10 protein-coding genes are annotated in these 16,517 nt (G+C 69.0%); 7 read left to right on the top strand and 3 right to left on the bottom strand.

Features of this window, described 5'->3' with window-relative positions; all coding sequences use genetic code 11:
* Nucleotides 1-621: 621 nt before the first annotated feature.
* Nucleotides 622-879 (bottom strand): helix-turn-helix domain-containing protein, encoded by a 258-nt coding sequence (locus AE652_RS16965; RefSeq protein WP_049652247.1) that lies wholly within the window; start codon nt 877-879, stop codon nt 622-624.
* Nucleotides 876-1,622, bottom strand: a complete 747-nt coding sequence (locus tag AE652_RS45100; RefSeq protein WP_049652250.1) for a hypothetical protein — start codon at nt 1,620-1,622, stop codon at nt 876-878. The genes AE652_RS16965 and AE652_RS45100 overlap by 4 nt, the downstream gene beginning before the upstream one ends.
* A 583-nt stretch (nt 1,623-2,205) precedes the next feature.
* Here AE652_RS45100 and AE652_RS49230 point away from each other — a divergent pair.
* Nucleotides 2,206-4,962 (top strand): tetratricopeptide repeat protein, encoded by a 2,757-nt coding sequence (locus tag AE652_RS49230; RefSeq protein ID WP_049652252.1) that lies wholly within the window; start codon nt 2,206-2,208, stop codon nt 4,960-4,962.
* Nucleotides 4,963-4,970: 8 nt separating this feature from the next.
* Here the strand turns inward: AE652_RS49230 and AE652_RS16980 are convergent, their stop codons facing one another.
* Entirely contained in the window at nt 4,971-5,888 is a 918-nt protein-coding gene (locus tag AE652_RS16980) for a serine/threonine-protein kinase (RefSeq protein ID WP_049652253.1), read from the bottom strand.
* Between the two features lie 74 nt (nt 5,889-5,962).
* Between AE652_RS16980 and AE652_RS16985 the strand changes: the two genes are divergently transcribed.
* From AE652_RS16985 to AE652_RS17010, 6 genes are all read left to right on the top strand, one after another.
* Entirely contained in the window at nt 5,963-7,492 is a 1,530-nt protein-coding gene (locus AE652_RS16985; protein WP_234348411.1) for a PD-(D/E)XK nuclease family protein, read from the top strand.
* The gene (locus AE652_RS16990; protein WP_159028465.1) at nt 7,489-8,592 is read left to right on the top strand and encodes a hypothetical protein; all 1,104 of its coding nucleotides are present in this window, start codon (nt 7,489-7,491) and stop codon (nt 8,590-8,592) included. Before AE652_RS16985 ends, AE652_RS16990 begins: the two co-directional genes overlap by 4 nt.
* Nucleotides 8,580-12,065 (top strand): hypothetical protein, encoded by a 3,486-nt coding sequence (locus tag AE652_RS16995; protein WP_049652257.1) that lies wholly within the window; start codon nt 8,580-8,582, stop codon nt 12,063-12,065. Before AE652_RS16990 ends, AE652_RS16995 begins: the two co-directional genes overlap by 13 nt.
* A 54-nt stretch (nt 12,066-12,119) precedes the next feature.
* Nucleotides 12,120-14,744, top strand: a complete 2,625-nt coding sequence (locus AE652_RS17000) for a pPIWI_RE module domain-containing protein (RefSeq protein ID WP_049652258.1) — start codon at nt 12,120-12,122, stop codon at nt 14,742-14,744.
* Between the two features lies 1 nt (nt 14,745).
* On the top strand, nt 14,746-14,985 hold the full coding sequence (locus AE652_RS17005) for a hypothetical protein (protein WP_159028466.1): 240 nt from the start codon (nt 14,746-14,748) through the stop codon (nt 14,983-14,985).
* A 174-nt stretch (nt 14,986-15,159) separates the two neighbouring features.
* The gene (locus AE652_RS17010) at nt 15,160-16,440 is read left to right on the top strand and encodes an IS256 family transposase (protein ID WP_199823100.1); all 1,281 of its coding nucleotides are present in this window, start codon (nt 15,160-15,162) and stop codon (nt 16,438-16,440) included.
* The last annotated feature ends 77 nt before the right edge of the window (nt 16,441-16,517 follow it).

The raw sequence follows: 16,517 nt of genomic DNA on the forward strand, positions 1-16,517 counted from the left end.
ACCCGCCCCCGCCCGCCGGAACCCCTCCCCGTCGTGCCACCCGGCCACCACCGCCCCGAAGCTCACCATCGAGTACGGCCCCGGGATCGGCCCGTCCGCCTCCACGTCCACCGACACGTACACCGTCGGCGTCACCTTCACCCTGCGTCCCATCCCCCCATCCAACCCACCCCCGCAACCCCGTTTCCCACCCCACCGGCCGCCCCCTCACAACCGAAAGGGACCGGCGCCGCCCGGCACCGGTCCCTGTTCCGCACCCGAGGGCCGACGAGGGTCCTACAGGTCGTAGTAGAGCTCGAACATGCCCGTGGCCTGCGGAAACGCGAGCTCCTGAAAGATCATTTCACAACCAGTGCACATGCGGGGCCTTCAACAGATGAGATGCGTTGAGAAGGACCGAATGGTGATCAGGGGCGTTTGCTGCTTGCCGCAGGGCGCTATGCAGCGCTATCACCGGACGTGTAGGGCGGATGTAAAGCATCCGGAGGTGTGGTGACCGAAGAGTTGGACAGCCTTCTGGCAGCACTTCAGGTGCAAGGCGATGTCCAGGAGCATTGACTCGACCTTTGCGCCCGGGGCCTGCGGAGACGGACGAATGTCTCCGCAGGCCCCCTCGCGAGATTAGGGCTCGTCCACTCCGAGGGTGAAGGTGTACATGGCACGCTCGTCCATGCCGATGGCCCGCATCAGCTCCAGGGTGGGCACCCGGTACTTGTTGCCGATGCGGAGGATCTTGCAGGGGAAGACGCCCTCGCGGGCGAGCCGGTACGCGGTGGCCAGACAGATGCCCAGCGCCCTGGCCGCCGTCGGGATGTTGACCACGACCGGGAGGTCGAACGCCTCTACGAAGCTCAACGGGGTCCGCTCGTCCGAGCTCATCGGCGCACCGCCTTGCGGGGCGAGCGCCCGCTGGTCAGGTGGCGCCTTCGACCGGCGTCCTGGGCCTGGCGGAGGCACCCCCGCTGTCCGGTCGTCTCTTCGAGCGCGCTCAGGGCCTGGTAGCCCGGGCTGCCGGGAGAGATGGTGAAGCGAAGTTCGGCCCGCAGTCCGTCGGTCTGTCCGTACCGGGTGACCTCCATCCGGAGGGACTGGGCCGGGTCGGACTCGTGAGGGTCGTCGTCCGGTGTCGCCACGTCGTCCGCCAGGTGTTCCAGAGCGGCGGATGTGGTCTCCCTGATTCCGGCCCGGGCGTGATTCCACGCTCGGGTGCGTGCGGCCCTGAGCAGGTCATCCACCGACCTGTCTTCACCGGTCTGCAGGCCCTCCAGCAGGCTGAGCACCATCTCCGCCTCCAGGTCCGCCCGGTCGGCGCGCAGGCGGCGGCAGATGCGGGTGACGGTGCCGGCCAGCCTCGGCGAGGCCAACCAGATGAGCAGCAGCTGCCACTGTTCGGCGGACGCGTCCGTGCTCCGGGCGGCATGCAGCGCGGCTCGCCAGACGGGGGCAGCAAGGGCCGGGTCGGAGGTCGGCCCGTAGAGGGCCTCCCACGCCTGGGCGGCTGTCAGGAGAACTGGTGCCCGGTCGTCCGGGCGGACGCTCAGGTGGAGCGCCTCCGTGGCCCGGGGGTCTTCGAAGTGTCGTGCTACGGCGTTGAACATGCTGCTGGTCGTCGCAACGCTCAAGGTGCGATCCTCTCTTGGCATCCGTCCGGACGCCGCCCTGGTGAGGAGTGGTACTGCGTATCACGCAGTGGTACTGCGTGCCGTCCCGTGAACTCGGGAAACCTGAACTGCAGAAGGACGAGGTCCTTCCGGGGGTGCCCACCTGTTGGTGGGCACCCGTTCTGGTAGGGCCGCCGGGTCTAGACCGAAGGCGGTGCCGGGTGGTCCGGCGTCGGTTCGGGCAGGGCGGCCGGCATGGGCGGCACCTCCTTCTCGCGGATACGGCGCTTGCGGGTGGGTGGGAACCCGCCAGAGGTCCGCTTGGAGCGACCTCCTCGGCGGGCGGGCATGCGGTTACTCATGGATTCGTCCTCCGTTGTTCATGGAATTCCGCGGTCGAGCTGTCGCAGCCGGTTCGGCCAGCGACCGACTTGATGCTGCCCGAGGGAAAGGAAGGCCGTAGGGGGTGGAACTGAGGGAGTTCTGAGGCGCATCTGAGGGGCGCGTAGGAGCACATCGGTGTAAACCGTCGGTCGGCTACGCACAGATCTCTGTATCTAAGGCCCGGTCGAAGGGGTCGCTGTGGAGCGAAGGAAATCGAACAATGGATGGACGCGTGCTCGGAGTGGTGGCGGTCAAGCCCTCGCCGCTGTCCGACGGTCCGGTCATCAGGGGCACCAAGAAAGCAGCCGCCTTGTTCGCCCTGATGGTGACCTCGCCTCACGGCCAGTGCCGCGAGGACGACGTGTTCCGCTGCCTCTGGCCCGGAGTGGAGTTCTCACCCGGCAGGCTCCACCGAGCAGTGTCGGATCTGCGCCCGGCCTTGGGAGGTAGGGAATTCCTGGCCCACGGATCAGGGATGTGTTCCCTTCAAGCGTCGAGGGATCAGATCGACCTCTACCGATTCCGGGATCTGCTGGCCAGCGCTCAGAGCCAGTACGGGAAGGACCGGTTCAGGACCGTCACCGCGGCGCTGGCGGAGTGGCCCGAAGCGGGGGAGGCGTTGAGCGGCCTGACGGGTAAGTGGGCAGAACTGTGCCGAAGGGAGTTGCGGGCAGAGTGGCTGAAGGCGCTGCGGATCCAGTTCGAAGCTGCGTACGGTGCGGGCCTTGAGGAGTGGCTTCACACCGAGTCGGCCCGGTGGCACCGCGAGTTTCCGGAGGAGTCCTGGCTGTTCGGGCGCTATCTGGAGCAGCATGCGGGCAGGCTGCCGTTGGCGGAACGGGAGCGTGCGATCAAGCGAATGATGAAGAAGTTCCGCGGGCGGTTGGATGACGTCCTGCAGGACATCATCGACCGGCTGTGCGGGCGGCCCGTCGCTTCTCGACCCAGACCGGTCGATGTCCCGAACCAGCTGCCACCACGTGGGCGCGCGGCGCTCGGAAGGGAGGAGATGATCAGCGACGTGGTGGAGACGGTGCGGCGCCAGGAGCCGGGCAGGCCCGTCCTGGCCGCGATCAGTGGCATGCGGGGTATCGGCACCAGCCTCGCGGGAAACCATGTCGCGCACCGGTTACGCCCCTACTATCCTGACGGGGCGCTCTACGCCGACTTCGGCGGCCCCGAGGGAAAGGCCGAGCAGTGCGCCGACCCCGAGTACGTCATCGATCGGTTCCTGGCCGAGTTCCCCTTGCCCACGTCGCCGTCCGGACTCGCGGAGAAGAGCGTGGCGTTGCGGTCGGTGCTGGCGAACCGGTCGGTGCTCATCCTGCTGGACAACGTCTGGGATGCCGCCCAGGTCCTGCCGCTGCTCCCCGGCACCGGCAGCAGTGCGGTGCTGGTCACCAGCCACCGGCGGATGGTGGACCTGCAGAGCCGGCACGAGGTGGCGACCTGGACGCTGGGCACGCTCGACGATCGGACGTCCACGGCCCTGCTCCAGGAGTACATCCCCGAGGCCGACCACCGGAAGTCCAGCCAGGAGGTCAAGGCCCTCGTTGAGTTCTGCGGCGGACACCCGCTGGCGCTGACCATTGCCGTCCAGCGGTTCAGGGGGCATCCGGTCGCGGCTATCCAGGACCTGCGTCGCCAGCTCAAGGAGGAGGAGAAGCGACTCGAAGCACTGGAGCATCTTCCGACGCAGCTGTCGGTGCACGCCGCGTTCGCCTGCTCGGTGAACGCCCTGTCGGAGGCAGCCAGGTGCCTGCTCTGGCAACTGGCCCTGCACCCCGGCCCCTTGATTAGCCGAGCCGCGCTGCTGGATCTCGGCCGGGCAGGCGAAGACGCGCACCCTGACCGGGCGGCGGAGGAACTGCTGGACCTCCACCTGGTGGAGGTGGAGTCGGATCGCTATCGCATTCACAGCCTGCTGCGGACCTTCGCCCGTCAGCGAGTGCACCCCGAAGCGCTCGTTCCGGGCTCCGGTTTCGAGGAGGCCACGGTCCGTCAGGTTCTGGAGCACCAGTTGCAGAACGCCTGGGCTTGCGACCAGTGGCTCGACGGGCAGAGGTGGCTGCCGGTCGGTGAGCCGCAGGACGTCATGGTGGATTCACCCGCGGATCTCAGCCAGGCCCTGGAGGCACTCGACCAGGACTACGACACCCTCGTCCGCGGTATCGAGCTGGCGGTTGACCGCTCGTGCTTGCGCTACACGTGGCTGCTGCCGATGGTCCTGGTCACCTACCAGTGGCGACGACATCTGTTCGCCGACGCCCAGCGCCTTCTGGGCCTGGCCGCCGAGGCCGCCGAGAGGTGCGAGGCGGACCCGGTCGACCAGGCCATGATCTGTCGAATGCGCGCTGGTACCTGCTGGCACCAGCGGGACTTCCTCCGGGCAGCCGGCCATCTCCTGCGTGCGGTCATGCTGAGCGGGCAGGACGGCAGCGCACGCGGGCGGTTGAGCCTCGCCAGGTCTCAGCACACGCTGGCCCTCACCCGGCGCAAGCAAGGGATGGAGGCGGATGCGCAGCGAGCCCACCAGTCGGCCCTGGAGCTGTACCGGGGACTCGGTGACGACGCGGGGGTGGCAGCGGCGCTGAACGGCCTGGGGACGATCCACCAGGACCGAGGCGAGCACCTGGAAGCCCTCCGGCTCTGCACCGAGGCGTTTGAGCTGGTCCGTGAGACGGCGGACCATAGCGGAAGAGCCGATGTGCTGCGCACCCTCGCCGGAATCCGATTCTCCCTGGGGGAGCGGGAGACGGCGCCGCCATTGTACGAGGAGGCGGCCGGGATCTACCGGGAGCTGGGTTCGTGGGTCGACGAGGCCCGGGCGCTGTGGCTCCTGGCCGACGTCCTGGTGCCTCTCGGCCGGCCCCTTGAAGCGGTGGTGGCGCTGGAACGAGTGGTGGTGCTCCGGGAGCAGATGGGGGCGGAGGACGACCTCGCTGATGCGCGCGTCCGACTGGAGTCACTGCGGTGACGGTTGCGTCACCAACGGTGGGAGCGGGTCCGGTAGTACTCCGTCGGATCGGCCGCTTTGAGCGGCTTCAGCGGCGGGCGGCTCCCGACCCGGGGCAGCAGGTGACGGAGACCGTCGTAGACCTCGCGCACCGACCCGGGGCGCTTCTCTGGGGCGAGTTCCACCATGGAGAGGGCGAGTTTCGCGAACGCGGGCGGCAGGAGGTCGAGCTTGTGCGGAGGAAGGACGATCGGGTGCTCGCAGGTCATGCCCTCCCGGCAGCCGTCGTAGGGAAGGGCGATGACGGTCATCTCCAAGAGCAGGCAGCCCAGAGCGAAGATGTCGGCACGGGCCGACACGCCGTTCGGGGCCGGGGCGAGCTGTTCGGGAGGGGCGTAGCCGATCGTCCCGCAGCCGCGGGGCGCGCGCTTCCCCACACCGACCGTGAGCCCGAGATCGAGCAGCCTCACCCGCCCGTCCGGCTCCATCATGATGTTCTCGGGCTTCACATCCCGGTGGACGAAGCCACGGTCGTGCATGTCGTGCAGGGTTTCGCAGAGTTGGCCGATGATCGAGGCGACGGTCTGCTCCTCCCTGATCGGCCGGTCCTCGTTCATCACGTCCCACATCAGGTCACCGTCGACGTACTCCAGGACGATGCACCGGTGACCTCGGTAGTCGCCTGCGCCGAACAGCCGCAAGGTGCCGCAGGGGCCTGCTGAGATGAGGCGCTGGTAGGCCCGCCCCTCCCGGCTGATGGTGCGCGCCAGGCTGGCGAAGGTCCGCGTCGACTCGAACTCCCGTTCCCGCTGCACCTTGACGGCCACCCACTCGCCGGTCTCCAGGTCCCGGCCGAGGTGGAGGTCCGCCTGGGCGCCGTGGCCGATGTGGTCGAGCACCTCGTAGTGGTCCTCGATGTCGCCGAACTCCCTGATCTTCCGCGCCACGTTCTTCCTTCTGTTCCCAGAGACATGGAGTCACTGTGTCCGATCCATGGATTCCCCCGGACGGTGTCGTCCGGGTGTCCCCCCTCATCAAGGTCTCGATCGGCATGTTCAAGGGCGGTGAGTACCGCTGTCCGGCTGCGGACGCGCTCAAGGCGCGTTCCTACTGCCTGGTACCGGCTGTCCGTCAACCTCAGGAGAAGCTTGAGCAGTTCGCCTTCGGTCCATTCATGGCCGCCTGCGATGCCCGGAGTGGTAAGGCCGGCGGCCCGGCCGTCCAAAATTCTCCTGGACGGCCGGGCCATGACGGCCTGAAGCAGTGGACGGCGCATGCGTTGAGCACCTATGCGGCGGCCTTCCCGGAAGACCCGGACTTCCCGATGGCGGAGGTGAGTACCCCTTGGTGCTACAGCCACGCGGTGACGGAGGCCGACTCCCGAGGGGCCAGCGAGTACCAACTCACCGTCTGGGGGCGCTGCCTGCAGTCCACGGACGGATCGGTGCGTGAACTGCGTCTGCCGGTGAACCGGTTGGCAGAGCTGTCGCCACCGGCTGGCTTTGCAGCCGCTGCCGCCCTGGTGCTCGCCGAGGGAGCCCCGGGGCCCCGGCCTCAGCGCGTCCGGATCGTCGAGTTCGCTCTGCTGGACGGGCGGACCCGTACGGTCTTCGAAGGCAGTCGCGATGAAGCGCTGGCCTTCTACCGGCTGCACGGTCGCACCGCGCTGGCCGAGCTTCTGGACGGGCGGCAGTACCGTCCCGGTGCGGTCTGTGCCAGCTGCCCGTACACAGCCGCCTGCCCGGTGCTGCGGAGGGCCCCCGGCTTGCTTGAGGCCGACCGCCCCGGGCGGACCAGGCGCTGGTGGTCCGTGACCAACGGCCGCAACCACCGGGCATGTCCGGCCCGCGACCAGATGCGCCGGCTGCACCTTCCGGCGGAGGACGGGATCGACCGATCTGCTGCCGCTGAGCGCGGCCGCGCCCTGCACGCCTACCTCGCGGCACGTCACGAGGGCAGTCGGCCGCGTCCGTGTACCGCGAAGGTCCCCGAACAGTGGGTGCCCGAGGGATTCCACCTGCCGGAGCAGGAGCGGGCCCTCGGAGTGGCCTTGCTGCGCGGCCATGCCGCGGTCTGCCCGATGCGGTTGGTGCGGGACGCCAGCGACGTCCACAGCGAGCCGCGAGTGGTGCGGTACGACACCGAGGCCGAGGTGGTGGTGGTCGCCAGGCCCGACCTGCTCTACCGGGATGACGGGGTCTGGGTGTGGCGCGAGACCAAGAGCACGACCTGGGACCGGGGCGTCCGGTCGCTGCTGGAGCACTACCCGCAGCTGGCTCTGGCCGTCCTGCTGCTGGCCCGCGAGGACCTGGGCGGCAGGCCGGGCGGGGCACGGATCGAGCTTGAGGTGCTCCGGCCGGGCGGGGCCGACCTTGAACTCGTCGACCCGTTCGACCCTGCGATCCGGGCCGAAGCAGGGCGGGTGGTGAAGGACTTGGTGGATCCATGGATCGGGGACGAGGACTACCCGCCCAGCCCGGGAACGGCCTGCAACCGGTGTGAGACCGCGCGCTGGTGCTCCAGCGGGCCGGCTTTCCCGGTGGCCCGATGACGCCGGACGGGCCTGAGCTGTTCCGGGAACTCGCCGCGGTCGTCAGTGCTTTGGGAGAGCGCTCCGGGAACGGTTCGTTCCGACTTCCCTACCCGTACGCAGCCCAGCGCGTGCTGGATCGGACGGTGTTGCACTGCATCGATCGTGGCCTGGAGCCTCCGAAGGGCCTGCCCGAGCTGCTTGAGTGGTGTCGCTCCCGGCCGGCGGCCGACCGGCTGTTCGCCGTCCCGCCGACGCTGGTGTCACGGGACGCGACCTTGGTCCACCCCGTTGGGTTGATGCCCACCCGCATGTGCCTGGAGCTCTCCTCCGACGGGGCGGGACAGGGACCGGAAGGGGCCGCCCGGAGGCTGCTGGCGGAGCTGGCGGGCCGTTGCGGTCCGACGGATCGGTTCCATCGGAGTCGGCGGTTCCTGGCACTCAATCCGATGGTCCGACAGGGTGATCGGTACCGTGGAGGCTGGAGCACGGAGGTCTGGTCTAGGGTCAGGGATCTCTACCATCCGGTGCCGGAGTACCTGACGGTCGGAGGCATTCTGCTCCGCTGCGGTACCTGCGGACTCCCGGCGCTGCTGGGCGGCGGCCGGACACCGGACCGCGCCACGGCCGTCTCCGGGCCGGACACCTGGTGCGAGGGCGAGACCTGCCCGGACGGGGTGCGGATGGAGTTGATCCGCAAGCCGGGGAAGGTCCAACTGCTGCGGAGACCGCTGAGGATCTTCCTCTCGCTCCCGTCCCGGTTGGAGCAGGAGGTCCTGGCCGGACTGGACCGCGAGGCGGTCGAGCTCGAGGCAGCACAGGGGGAGGCCGGCGCATACAGGATCCGCGGCACCGGGATGACGGCCGATCACCTGTACGTCCGTGACTGGATCCAGCCCGCTCTGCTCGCCCGCCGGCTGAGCGGTCTGAGGGAACCGGCCCTGGTGGTGGTGCCGGAGGGGATCGCCAGGTCGGCTCGGTACCGGTCCGCCTTCACCCGGGCACTACCCGATCCGGAACTGGTCGCGCTGACCGGGCCGGATGGACTGGCCGTTTACTTGCGCGGCGGATGCGCCGTTGAGGAGACAGAGCCGAGAAGGAGAGGTCAATGCGTACTCTGACACCGGTCCTGCAGGAGACGATCCAGGATCTTCTGTGCCACGCCCGGGAGCAGTTCCCCGGAAGGACGGCGGAGATCTTTTGCCAGGTCGAACTCGGGCTGCACTTGCAGCGCCGACTGATGCCGGGAGCTCCGGCGAGTCAGGCATGGGTGCTGTTCGGCGGGTACGGGTTCGCTCAGGCGTATCGAGTGCCGCTGCCACCGGGCGCCGACGGGATGCTCAGGACGGCCAGGTACTCGCTCTGGACCCTGGCGCGGGGCAGGGCCTGGAAAGAGGCGCTGGAGCGATACCAGCGGGTGGACCAGGTGCTGCGCGGATACGACGTGATGTCCGTCGGTGCCCCTGCCGTCCGCCAGGAGGTCTCCGTGGGTGCGGGGCGGTGGGCGGCGTACGACAGACTGCTCTCGGCAGCACCGCCGTTGGCGGGCCGGCAGCCTCGGGTGGCCCGCCCGGGCCCGCATGCCTTCCCAATCGGCCGTTCTCTGGCGGTGGTGGACCTGCCGGAGGTCTCCCCGCCGCCCCTCGTGTCCCACGACGTCGACCTGCGGCCTGCGGGCGAGGGGGAGGCACTCACCTTCCGGCTGGCGGAGTTGGCGCGGACCGCGGCCGCGATGGACGCCGTGGACCGCCTCCACGGTGAGGTAGGCGAATCGACCTGGGCGGGCCGGCTCCGTGCGTTCGAGATGTCCACGGCGGAGTTCGGCGCCTTCCGGAAATCGGACGAGTTCACGGTGGAAGGGATCCAGCACCTGCTCGGCATCGTGGGAGCGGGCAAGAGCACACTGCGGGACATCATCGCGGTTCACCTGGCCGGGAAGGGGCGGCGGACCACCGTGGTGGTCCCCGACGTGGCCGAGGTGCTGAAACTGGTCGAGCTCTACAACCGGTACACCGGCGATGCGGCCGCCCCTGTCCTCGGATCGTCGGGGCGGGAGCGGCACGCCCAGCGATTGCACCGCAGGCTGGCCGGCCGGGGAGAGCACCGGCTGCTGGCGCACGACGACCCGGCCTTCGCCTACTTGGGGACCTCCTGCGTGTTGAACCTCCGACTGCGCGGCGGGGACCAGCCCGCTTTCGGAGAAGCGCCGTGCAGCCGACTGCGTCCGCCGGCCGATCCGCAGCAGCGCAGGAGTAGGCGATCCGGGTCCTCCGAGTGGCAGAAACAGGGCTTGGCCTGCCCCTATTGGTCCGCCTGCCCCAGGCACCATGCTTCGCGCGCTTTGGTCGGCGCGGACATCTGGGTCGCCACCCTGTCGAGCCTGATCGACTCGGCACCACCGAAGCCGCAGAACGGTGAAAGCATCCGCTACCTGGAACTGGCGTGTCGGCGTAGTGATCTAGTGATCATCGACGAGGCAGACCGGGTTCAGATGCACCTTGACCAGATCTTCGCCCCCGCGGTGCTGCTGGCCGCCGACGAGGACCGGGGGTTGATCGACTTGCTGAGTCGGCACAAGGTCCGCGAACTCGCCGCGAGCGGCCGCACCCAGCTGTCGGACCGTGATGTGGCGCTCTTCTGCGCAGCGCTCAACACCGCGGTGACGGCGACCGATCTGCTGCACGCCATGCTGGTCGTCCGGTACCCGCTGCGCCGGTGGGTGGGGCGTGGCTACTTCAGCGCGTGGACACTTCAGGCGAGCATCCTTGACGAACGCTTCCCGGTGCCCGAGGACGCGGGGGCCTGCCATCCGCACCATGGCCTGTCCGAGCAGCGGCAGCGCATGCTGGAGGCATTTCGAGACGATCCGTTCGCCGATCGCGGGAAGCAGTCGGATGTTGACTTCTCCCACCTCACCGTGCTGCTCAACGAGTTGCTGAACACCGGGAATCCGGAGCGGACGCGGACCCGGCTGCTGGCGGTCGTCGACTCTCTGCTGCTGCTTGACGCAGCATTCATGGCCCAGAAGCAAGAGGAGTACCAGGAACTCTTCGCCGCATGGCAGGTGAAGGAGGGGACGCGGCTGGAACGGCAGCGTGGCGGCAAGCGGGTCGGGAAGCAGGCCCCGCCGCCGCAGACCCCCGGTGAGTGGCGCGAGAGCGTGGCCGACCGCTTCGAGCTGACCCTTCTGCTTGCTGCTCTGGAGCCGCGCCTGGCCCTGATCAACACCATGTGGCCCAGGGTGGAGTCCGCTCTGGGCCTCGGATTCAGCGAGATGTACCGGCGGCCGACCGACTACGCCCCGATGGTGCCGGAGGCACCGATGGGCAACGTGCTCGGCTTCCAGTTCGTGGTCCGCGGGGAGGATGGTGAGGGTGTTCGCAACGGTGAGTTGACCTTCTTCCGGTGCACCGGAGTGGGGCGTGAACTGCTCCGGGCGATGCCCGCTCTGGCTTCGGTGGACCGTCGGCCCGGTGCCCATGTACTGCTGTTGTCGGGCAGCAGTTGGGCGGGGGAGTCCAGCCGTTACCACGTACAGGTGCCGGTCGGCGTGGTGATCGAACCACCCTCGGAGGTGATGGAGCGGATTGCCGAGGAGAGCGAGATGCGCTTCGAGTTCGTCCCCGACGAGCCGGGGAGCCTGCGCGTGTCGGGCAGTGACACGGACGAACGGCCGGAGAGGCTGCGCCGAATCGTGACCTGGCTCGGTGCAGGAGCGGAGGAGGCTGCGGAAGGCGGGCCGCTGGAGCAGGAACTGCTGTCCCTCCCGCAGGGGCGTGATCAGATCCTGTTGCTGGTGGGCAGCTACCGCGAAGCACGGCTGGTGGCGGACACCCTGCACAACCTGAACGAGCGCTGGCGCGACAGGGTGCTGTGCCTCGTCTCGGACGACGAGGTGATCGAGGAAGCGGAGGGGGGATCGCCCGCGCTACGCGCCCGGACACTGCGACGGGGCGACGTCGAACGTCTGTGTGACCTGCGGGCAGACATCTTGGTGGCCCCGCTCCTCTCGGTGGAGCGGGGCCACAACATCCTCAACCTCCGGGACGAGGCGGCCATCGGATCGGTCTACTTCCTCGTCCGTCCGAATCCGCACCCGGATGACCTGTCACTGGCGGTGCACGCGGTCAACGACTGGATCGTCCGGGCCCAGGGCGACGGCCGGTTCGGCGCCTGGGTGCGTAGCGGAAGCAGTCTGGAGGAAGGCGTCGAGGCGGTCCGCCGGAAGGCCAGGTCCTACTGGTACCACGTGGTGCGACGATCCACGGCATGGAGCCGGCTCAAGGCCGACCGCACGCAGGTCACCTGGGACCTCCTGGTGTTGATCTGGCAGGTGATCGGCCGGCTCGTGCGCGGGGGTGTCCCAGCCAGGGTGGTCTTTGTCGACGCTGCCTTCGCGCCGAACCGGACCTCCTGCCCGCCAACGGAGGACACCGTCGAGTCCAGCCTGCTGCACAGCATTCTCGGAGTCCTCGCACCGTACTTCCGGGACGGTGAGACTCCGGCCGACGAGGAGTTCATCGTCCGGGCCCTCTACGGACCGCTGTGGCACATGCTCGGTCGCTGCCTAGCCCAGCCACTGCCCGCTACCTGAGGGGCAGTCGGCCGGCGCCGATCCGCTTCCCATCCCCACCAGAGGAGTATTGCCGTGTACCACGCCATTCGCCCCGTCGCCTACGAGCCCGATCCCGGGCGCGGTTCCTGGGAGCAGGAACTGCACGTCCTTCGGCTTGGTGATGACCTGTGGAAGGAGGTGACGCACCGACAGCAGGGGGCGCACGGTGCTCACCGGCCGCACCTTCCGACGGGACGGCTTCACGCGCTGCTCCGGGCCTGGGCGCCGGGTGTGCTGGCGACCGGTCGCACTGCCGGAGCCGACGGTCCCCTTCCCTGGCTCTACGCACGCGAGCCGGTCCCGAGGGAGGTGCTCGCACCGTTGATCGGCACCTGGGCCGAGACCCTCTCCGGTGATGAGGACGGCGCGGCCGGCCTGGAGCAGTTGCTGCTGGCTGACAACGAGCCCGAGGCCCCCCTCCTGCCGGAGTGGGACGTCGAACGCGTCGACCTCACCGAGACGACCGTGTCCGGCGGTGGCACCGCGGAGCCCGCAGCGAGGCTGTACCACCTGCTCCCCGAGGCCGTGGCCTTCCGGTTGGCTGGCACTCCGTTTCAGTCCGGAGGCCGTAACCTCCACTTCCGGGTCGTCAGTTCCGGCACCGGCGGTGTCGACCTGGTCTCCTGGCCGCCGCTGCAGTACGAGCACCGGAAGCAGACCTGGTACTACTCGGCCCACCTGACCGTCACCGTGCACACCACGCCGTTCGGCGAGCATTTCCGGGTCCACGTGGCCACGGGGGTGCGCCGCTGGGCCACCCGGCTGGACATTCCCCGCTGGAAGCTGGGCGGGGCCACCGTCCTGCTCGACAGTCCGCCCCCCTGGCACGAGGGGCCCGACCGGGGTTACCGCCTGATGGTCAACACCCTCGGATACGAACGGAGTTCGAAAAGCGTCGGCTGGAAGCGGAGCAGCCCCGCGAAGCTCCTTCCAGATCTGGACCTCACAACGCGGTACCCTGAGCCGGAGGAGCTGTTCGGTCTTCCGGAGAAGTGGCTCAACGGCGAACAGGGCGTGGCCGCCGGAATCGTCCACCATCCGGTCCTCGGCCCGCATGGGGTCGGCGCCGGTCTGATGCCCCGTGAGAGGGCAGGACTGGACGCCTGGATCGAGCAGGTGCTGAGTCCGGTCCTGCGCAGGGTGCCGGACCTCTGCCGGGTCACACGGCGGAACACACCCGCACTGCTGCCCAGGTCGGCGCGAACTGGTGAGCGGGAAACCAGGGACGCGAAGCAGGCCCTGGGCCGCCGGGCGGCGCTGGTCCTGGCCCTCGGGGGCCGACCGCTGGATGTGGAGGTCCTCTGGCAGTCGCCGCAGACCAGGGACGCCCTGCTCGCCTCCCTCCCGACGGTCATCGGCCTCACACCTGGGTGCCGGACGGATGAGGGCGGCACGACCGGTTGGACCGCCGAAGGCATCAGGATCAGGATCAGGACCAGGCAGGCCGGGGCACTGGCGAGCGCCCTTGTCCTCTCCGGCGACCGTAGGCGCCCGGCCGCCGTCCGTCTGGCGGAGGCTGTCGAGGAGCGCTGCGCCCTGGTGGAGGGGGCTGAGCCGTGGAAGGGGGAGGGGGTCGGCCTCGTGATCGCTGAGATCGCGGGGAAGGAGACCTTCGCCTCGGCCCCCGATTCCGACCCCAAGCATGCGCTGCGTGTGGCCCACGCACGCCAGGGGCGGCTCACCCAGTTCATCAACGTGCCGGGACCAGGGGCCGCCGACCTGGAGCACAGGGCGAACTGGACCTGGCTGGATGCCTGCCGGCAGCTCGGCGCGGTCAGCCCGCCCGCTCACCGGGCGGGCGACGACATCCCGAAGAACCTGCAGTACGTCGCGCTCTGGCTGGTCCGCTGCACGAAGGACGGACCCACCCGGAGCTCGGCCCGTCGTCTGGTCGCGGTCCGCGTGCGTACGGACGCCGGCTCGGGAACGGTCGAGGGCTGGGACGCCGAGCGGGCCGAATGGGTGCCCTACCCGAGCATGCTGCTCTCCCTCGCGGGGACCGCCGCGGAACCGTTCACCGATCTGGAACGCGAGATCCGTACGGTGCTCTTCCGGCTGCGTGACCGGCCGACCCTGGTGCTGGCCAACTCGGGCAACCTCAGGCAGTGCTGGCCGCATCTGCGCAACGGTAGGCTCCGCCGCGACGTACTCGCCTTCGGCTCCGGGCCCGCGCAGCGCCTCTCGCTATACGGCGAGGACCTGCGGATGGTCTTGGTCCGGGACGATAACGGCCGGGACGAAGTACCCGAGTGGTACGCCCACGATGGTGCCTCCGGGATCGGTTTTTCGGAAGGCGTCTGGGCGTCGTCGGACGATCCGGACAACCGCGTCTTCGCCAGTACGACGAGTACTCCGCCCAGCGCGGCACGGCCCAAGGGCTTGATGAAGCTCACTCCGGCCCCGGGAGGTCGGACGGTGCCCGGAGCGACGGCTTGGAACCCCAAACTTCTGGAAGTCACGGTCCTCGGTTGTCGCACCTCGTCCGGACAGCCGGACAATCCCCTCGACTGGGCCACCCTCACCCACCAACTCCGTTACCACGACGACTATCCGCCGCTGGGCTACCCTCTTCCGCTGCACCTCGCGCGCCTGGCGAAGGAGTACGTCCTCCCGCTTGCAGCGTTGCGTGGCCCGGCTGCCAATTCTGGTGGTTCCTGACTTGAACAAGGACAAGGTGCGGTGGCTCACAGCCTTCATGGTCAAATCGGGCCTGCTCATCGAGACGTCCTGGTCGTCGGTCCAGGCCAAGGCGATCGGGCTGCGTCTCATCGAGGCACTCCCCCTCGCCGAACCGCACCTGCCGGAGGCCGCCGCGGAGCTGGAGCTGTCGTCAGACCTGGCGCAAGGTCAGAGGCGCTGGCCGAACCGGACAAGCTCTCGCTCATCGTGGGATCACTGACGCGCAGCTCCGTCGACCCGGGCGCCTACAGCGCGGCACCCGGTGCGGCGTTCGAGCTGTACGGGAGTATCAGAATTTCGGTGGACACCCTGCTCAAGGGAGTCGCTGATGAGCTCGCTGACGGATCACTGGATTGGGTCGGCTTCGGATGGGAGGGTTTCGTCGGAGGCGGGGGTGGCCGATGCCTTGGACATGGGTCCGAGGAAGAACACCGGCGGGTCGGATGTGGTGGCGTCGGTCGCCGAGCTGGCGGCCGAGCAGGCCAGGGCCGGCGGGATGCAGCTGCTGGGCGAGGGCGGACTGCTGCAGCAGCTGACCCGGCACCTGCTCCAGGAGGCGCTGGAAGCCGAGATGGACGAGCACCTGGCCGCCACCGCGGGGACGGGCCGCAGTGCCCGCAAGGGCGGCAACGCCCGCAACGGCTACCGCTCGAAGACGGTGATGACCGAGGCCGGCCCGGTCACCGTCGAGGTCCCGCGGGACCGGGCCGGGACTTTTGAGCCCAAGGTGGTGCCGAGGCATTCGCGTCGCACCGAGGGACTGGACAACCTGGTCGTCTCGCTCACCGCGAAGGGCCTGACCTCGGGTGAGATCGTCGCTCACCTGGCCGAGGTCTACGGCATGGCGACGAGCAAGGAGACCGTCTCCACGATCACCGACCGGGTCCTGGAGGGCATGGCCGACTGGCGAAGCCGTCCGTTGGACGAGGTCTACCCGGTCCTGTTCGTCGACGCCGTGAACATCAAGGTCCGCGACGGGCAGGTCGCCAACCGGCCCGTCTATGTGGTCCTGGGTGTCACGGCCGACGGCTACCGCGACATCCTGGGCCTGTGGACCACCGGCGGCGGCGAGGGCGCGAAGTACTGGCAGTCCGTCCTGACCGAGATCAGGAACAGAGGTGTCAAGGACTGCCTGATCCTGGTCTGCGACGGCCTGACCGGGCTGCCCGACGCCGTCGCCCAGGTCTGGCCGCAGACCGTGGTCCAGACGTGCATCGTCCACCTGCTGCGGAACACTTTCCGCTACACCGCCAAGCGGGACTGGGCAGCGGTGGCCCGAGACCTCAAACCCGGCTACACCGCACCAGGCGAGGCCGCGGCCCTGGACCGCTTCGCCGAGTTCACGGCCGCTTGGGAGGCGAACTACCCGGCGGTGGTGCGACTGTGGGAGAGGGCCTGGCCCGAGATGGTCCCCTTCCTCGGCTTCGACACCGAGATCCGAAAGATCATCTGCACCACCAACGCCATCGAGAGCCTCAACTCCCGCTACCGCCGGGCCGCCAGCGCCTGCGGCCACTTCCCGAACGAGCAGGCCGCCCTCAAGCGGCTCTACCTGGCGACCCTGGCCCTCGACCCCACCGGACGAGGCCGCCAACGCTGGAGCAACCGCTGGCTCGGCGCGCTCAACGCCTTCGACATCGCCTTCGACGGACGCCTGTCAGCCGGACGGGTGTGAGCCAACCGGCCCACACCCGACAACAAGATCAACACCTAGACCAAACGGGTGCCGTACACCGGAATCCTGATAGTCCC

The organism is Kitasatospora sp. MY 5-36 (genome assembly GCF_001182915.1).
In the GTDB taxonomy this organism is placed as follows: domain Bacteria; phylum Actinomycetota; class Actinomycetes; order Streptomycetales; family Streptomycetaceae; genus Kitasatospora.

Bases quoted from the DNA above. Each gene is read 5' to 3' on its own strand.
- AE652_RS16965 (WP_049652247.1), bottom strand. From the start codon at position 879: ATGAGCTCGGACGAGCGGACCCCGTTGAGCTTCGTAGAGGCGTTCGAC.
- AE652_RS49230 (WP_049652252.1), top strand. From the start codon at position 2,206: ATGGATGGACGCGTGCTCGGAGTGGTGGCGGTCAAGCCCTCGCCGCTG.
- AE652_RS16990 (WP_159028465.1), top strand. From the start codon at position 7,489: ATGACGCCGGACGGGCCTGAGCTGTTCCGGGAACTCGCCGCGGTCGTC.
- AE652_RS16995 (WP_049652257.1), top strand. From the start codon at position 8,580: ATGCGTACTCTGACACCGGTCCTGCAGGAGACGATCCAGGATCTTCTG.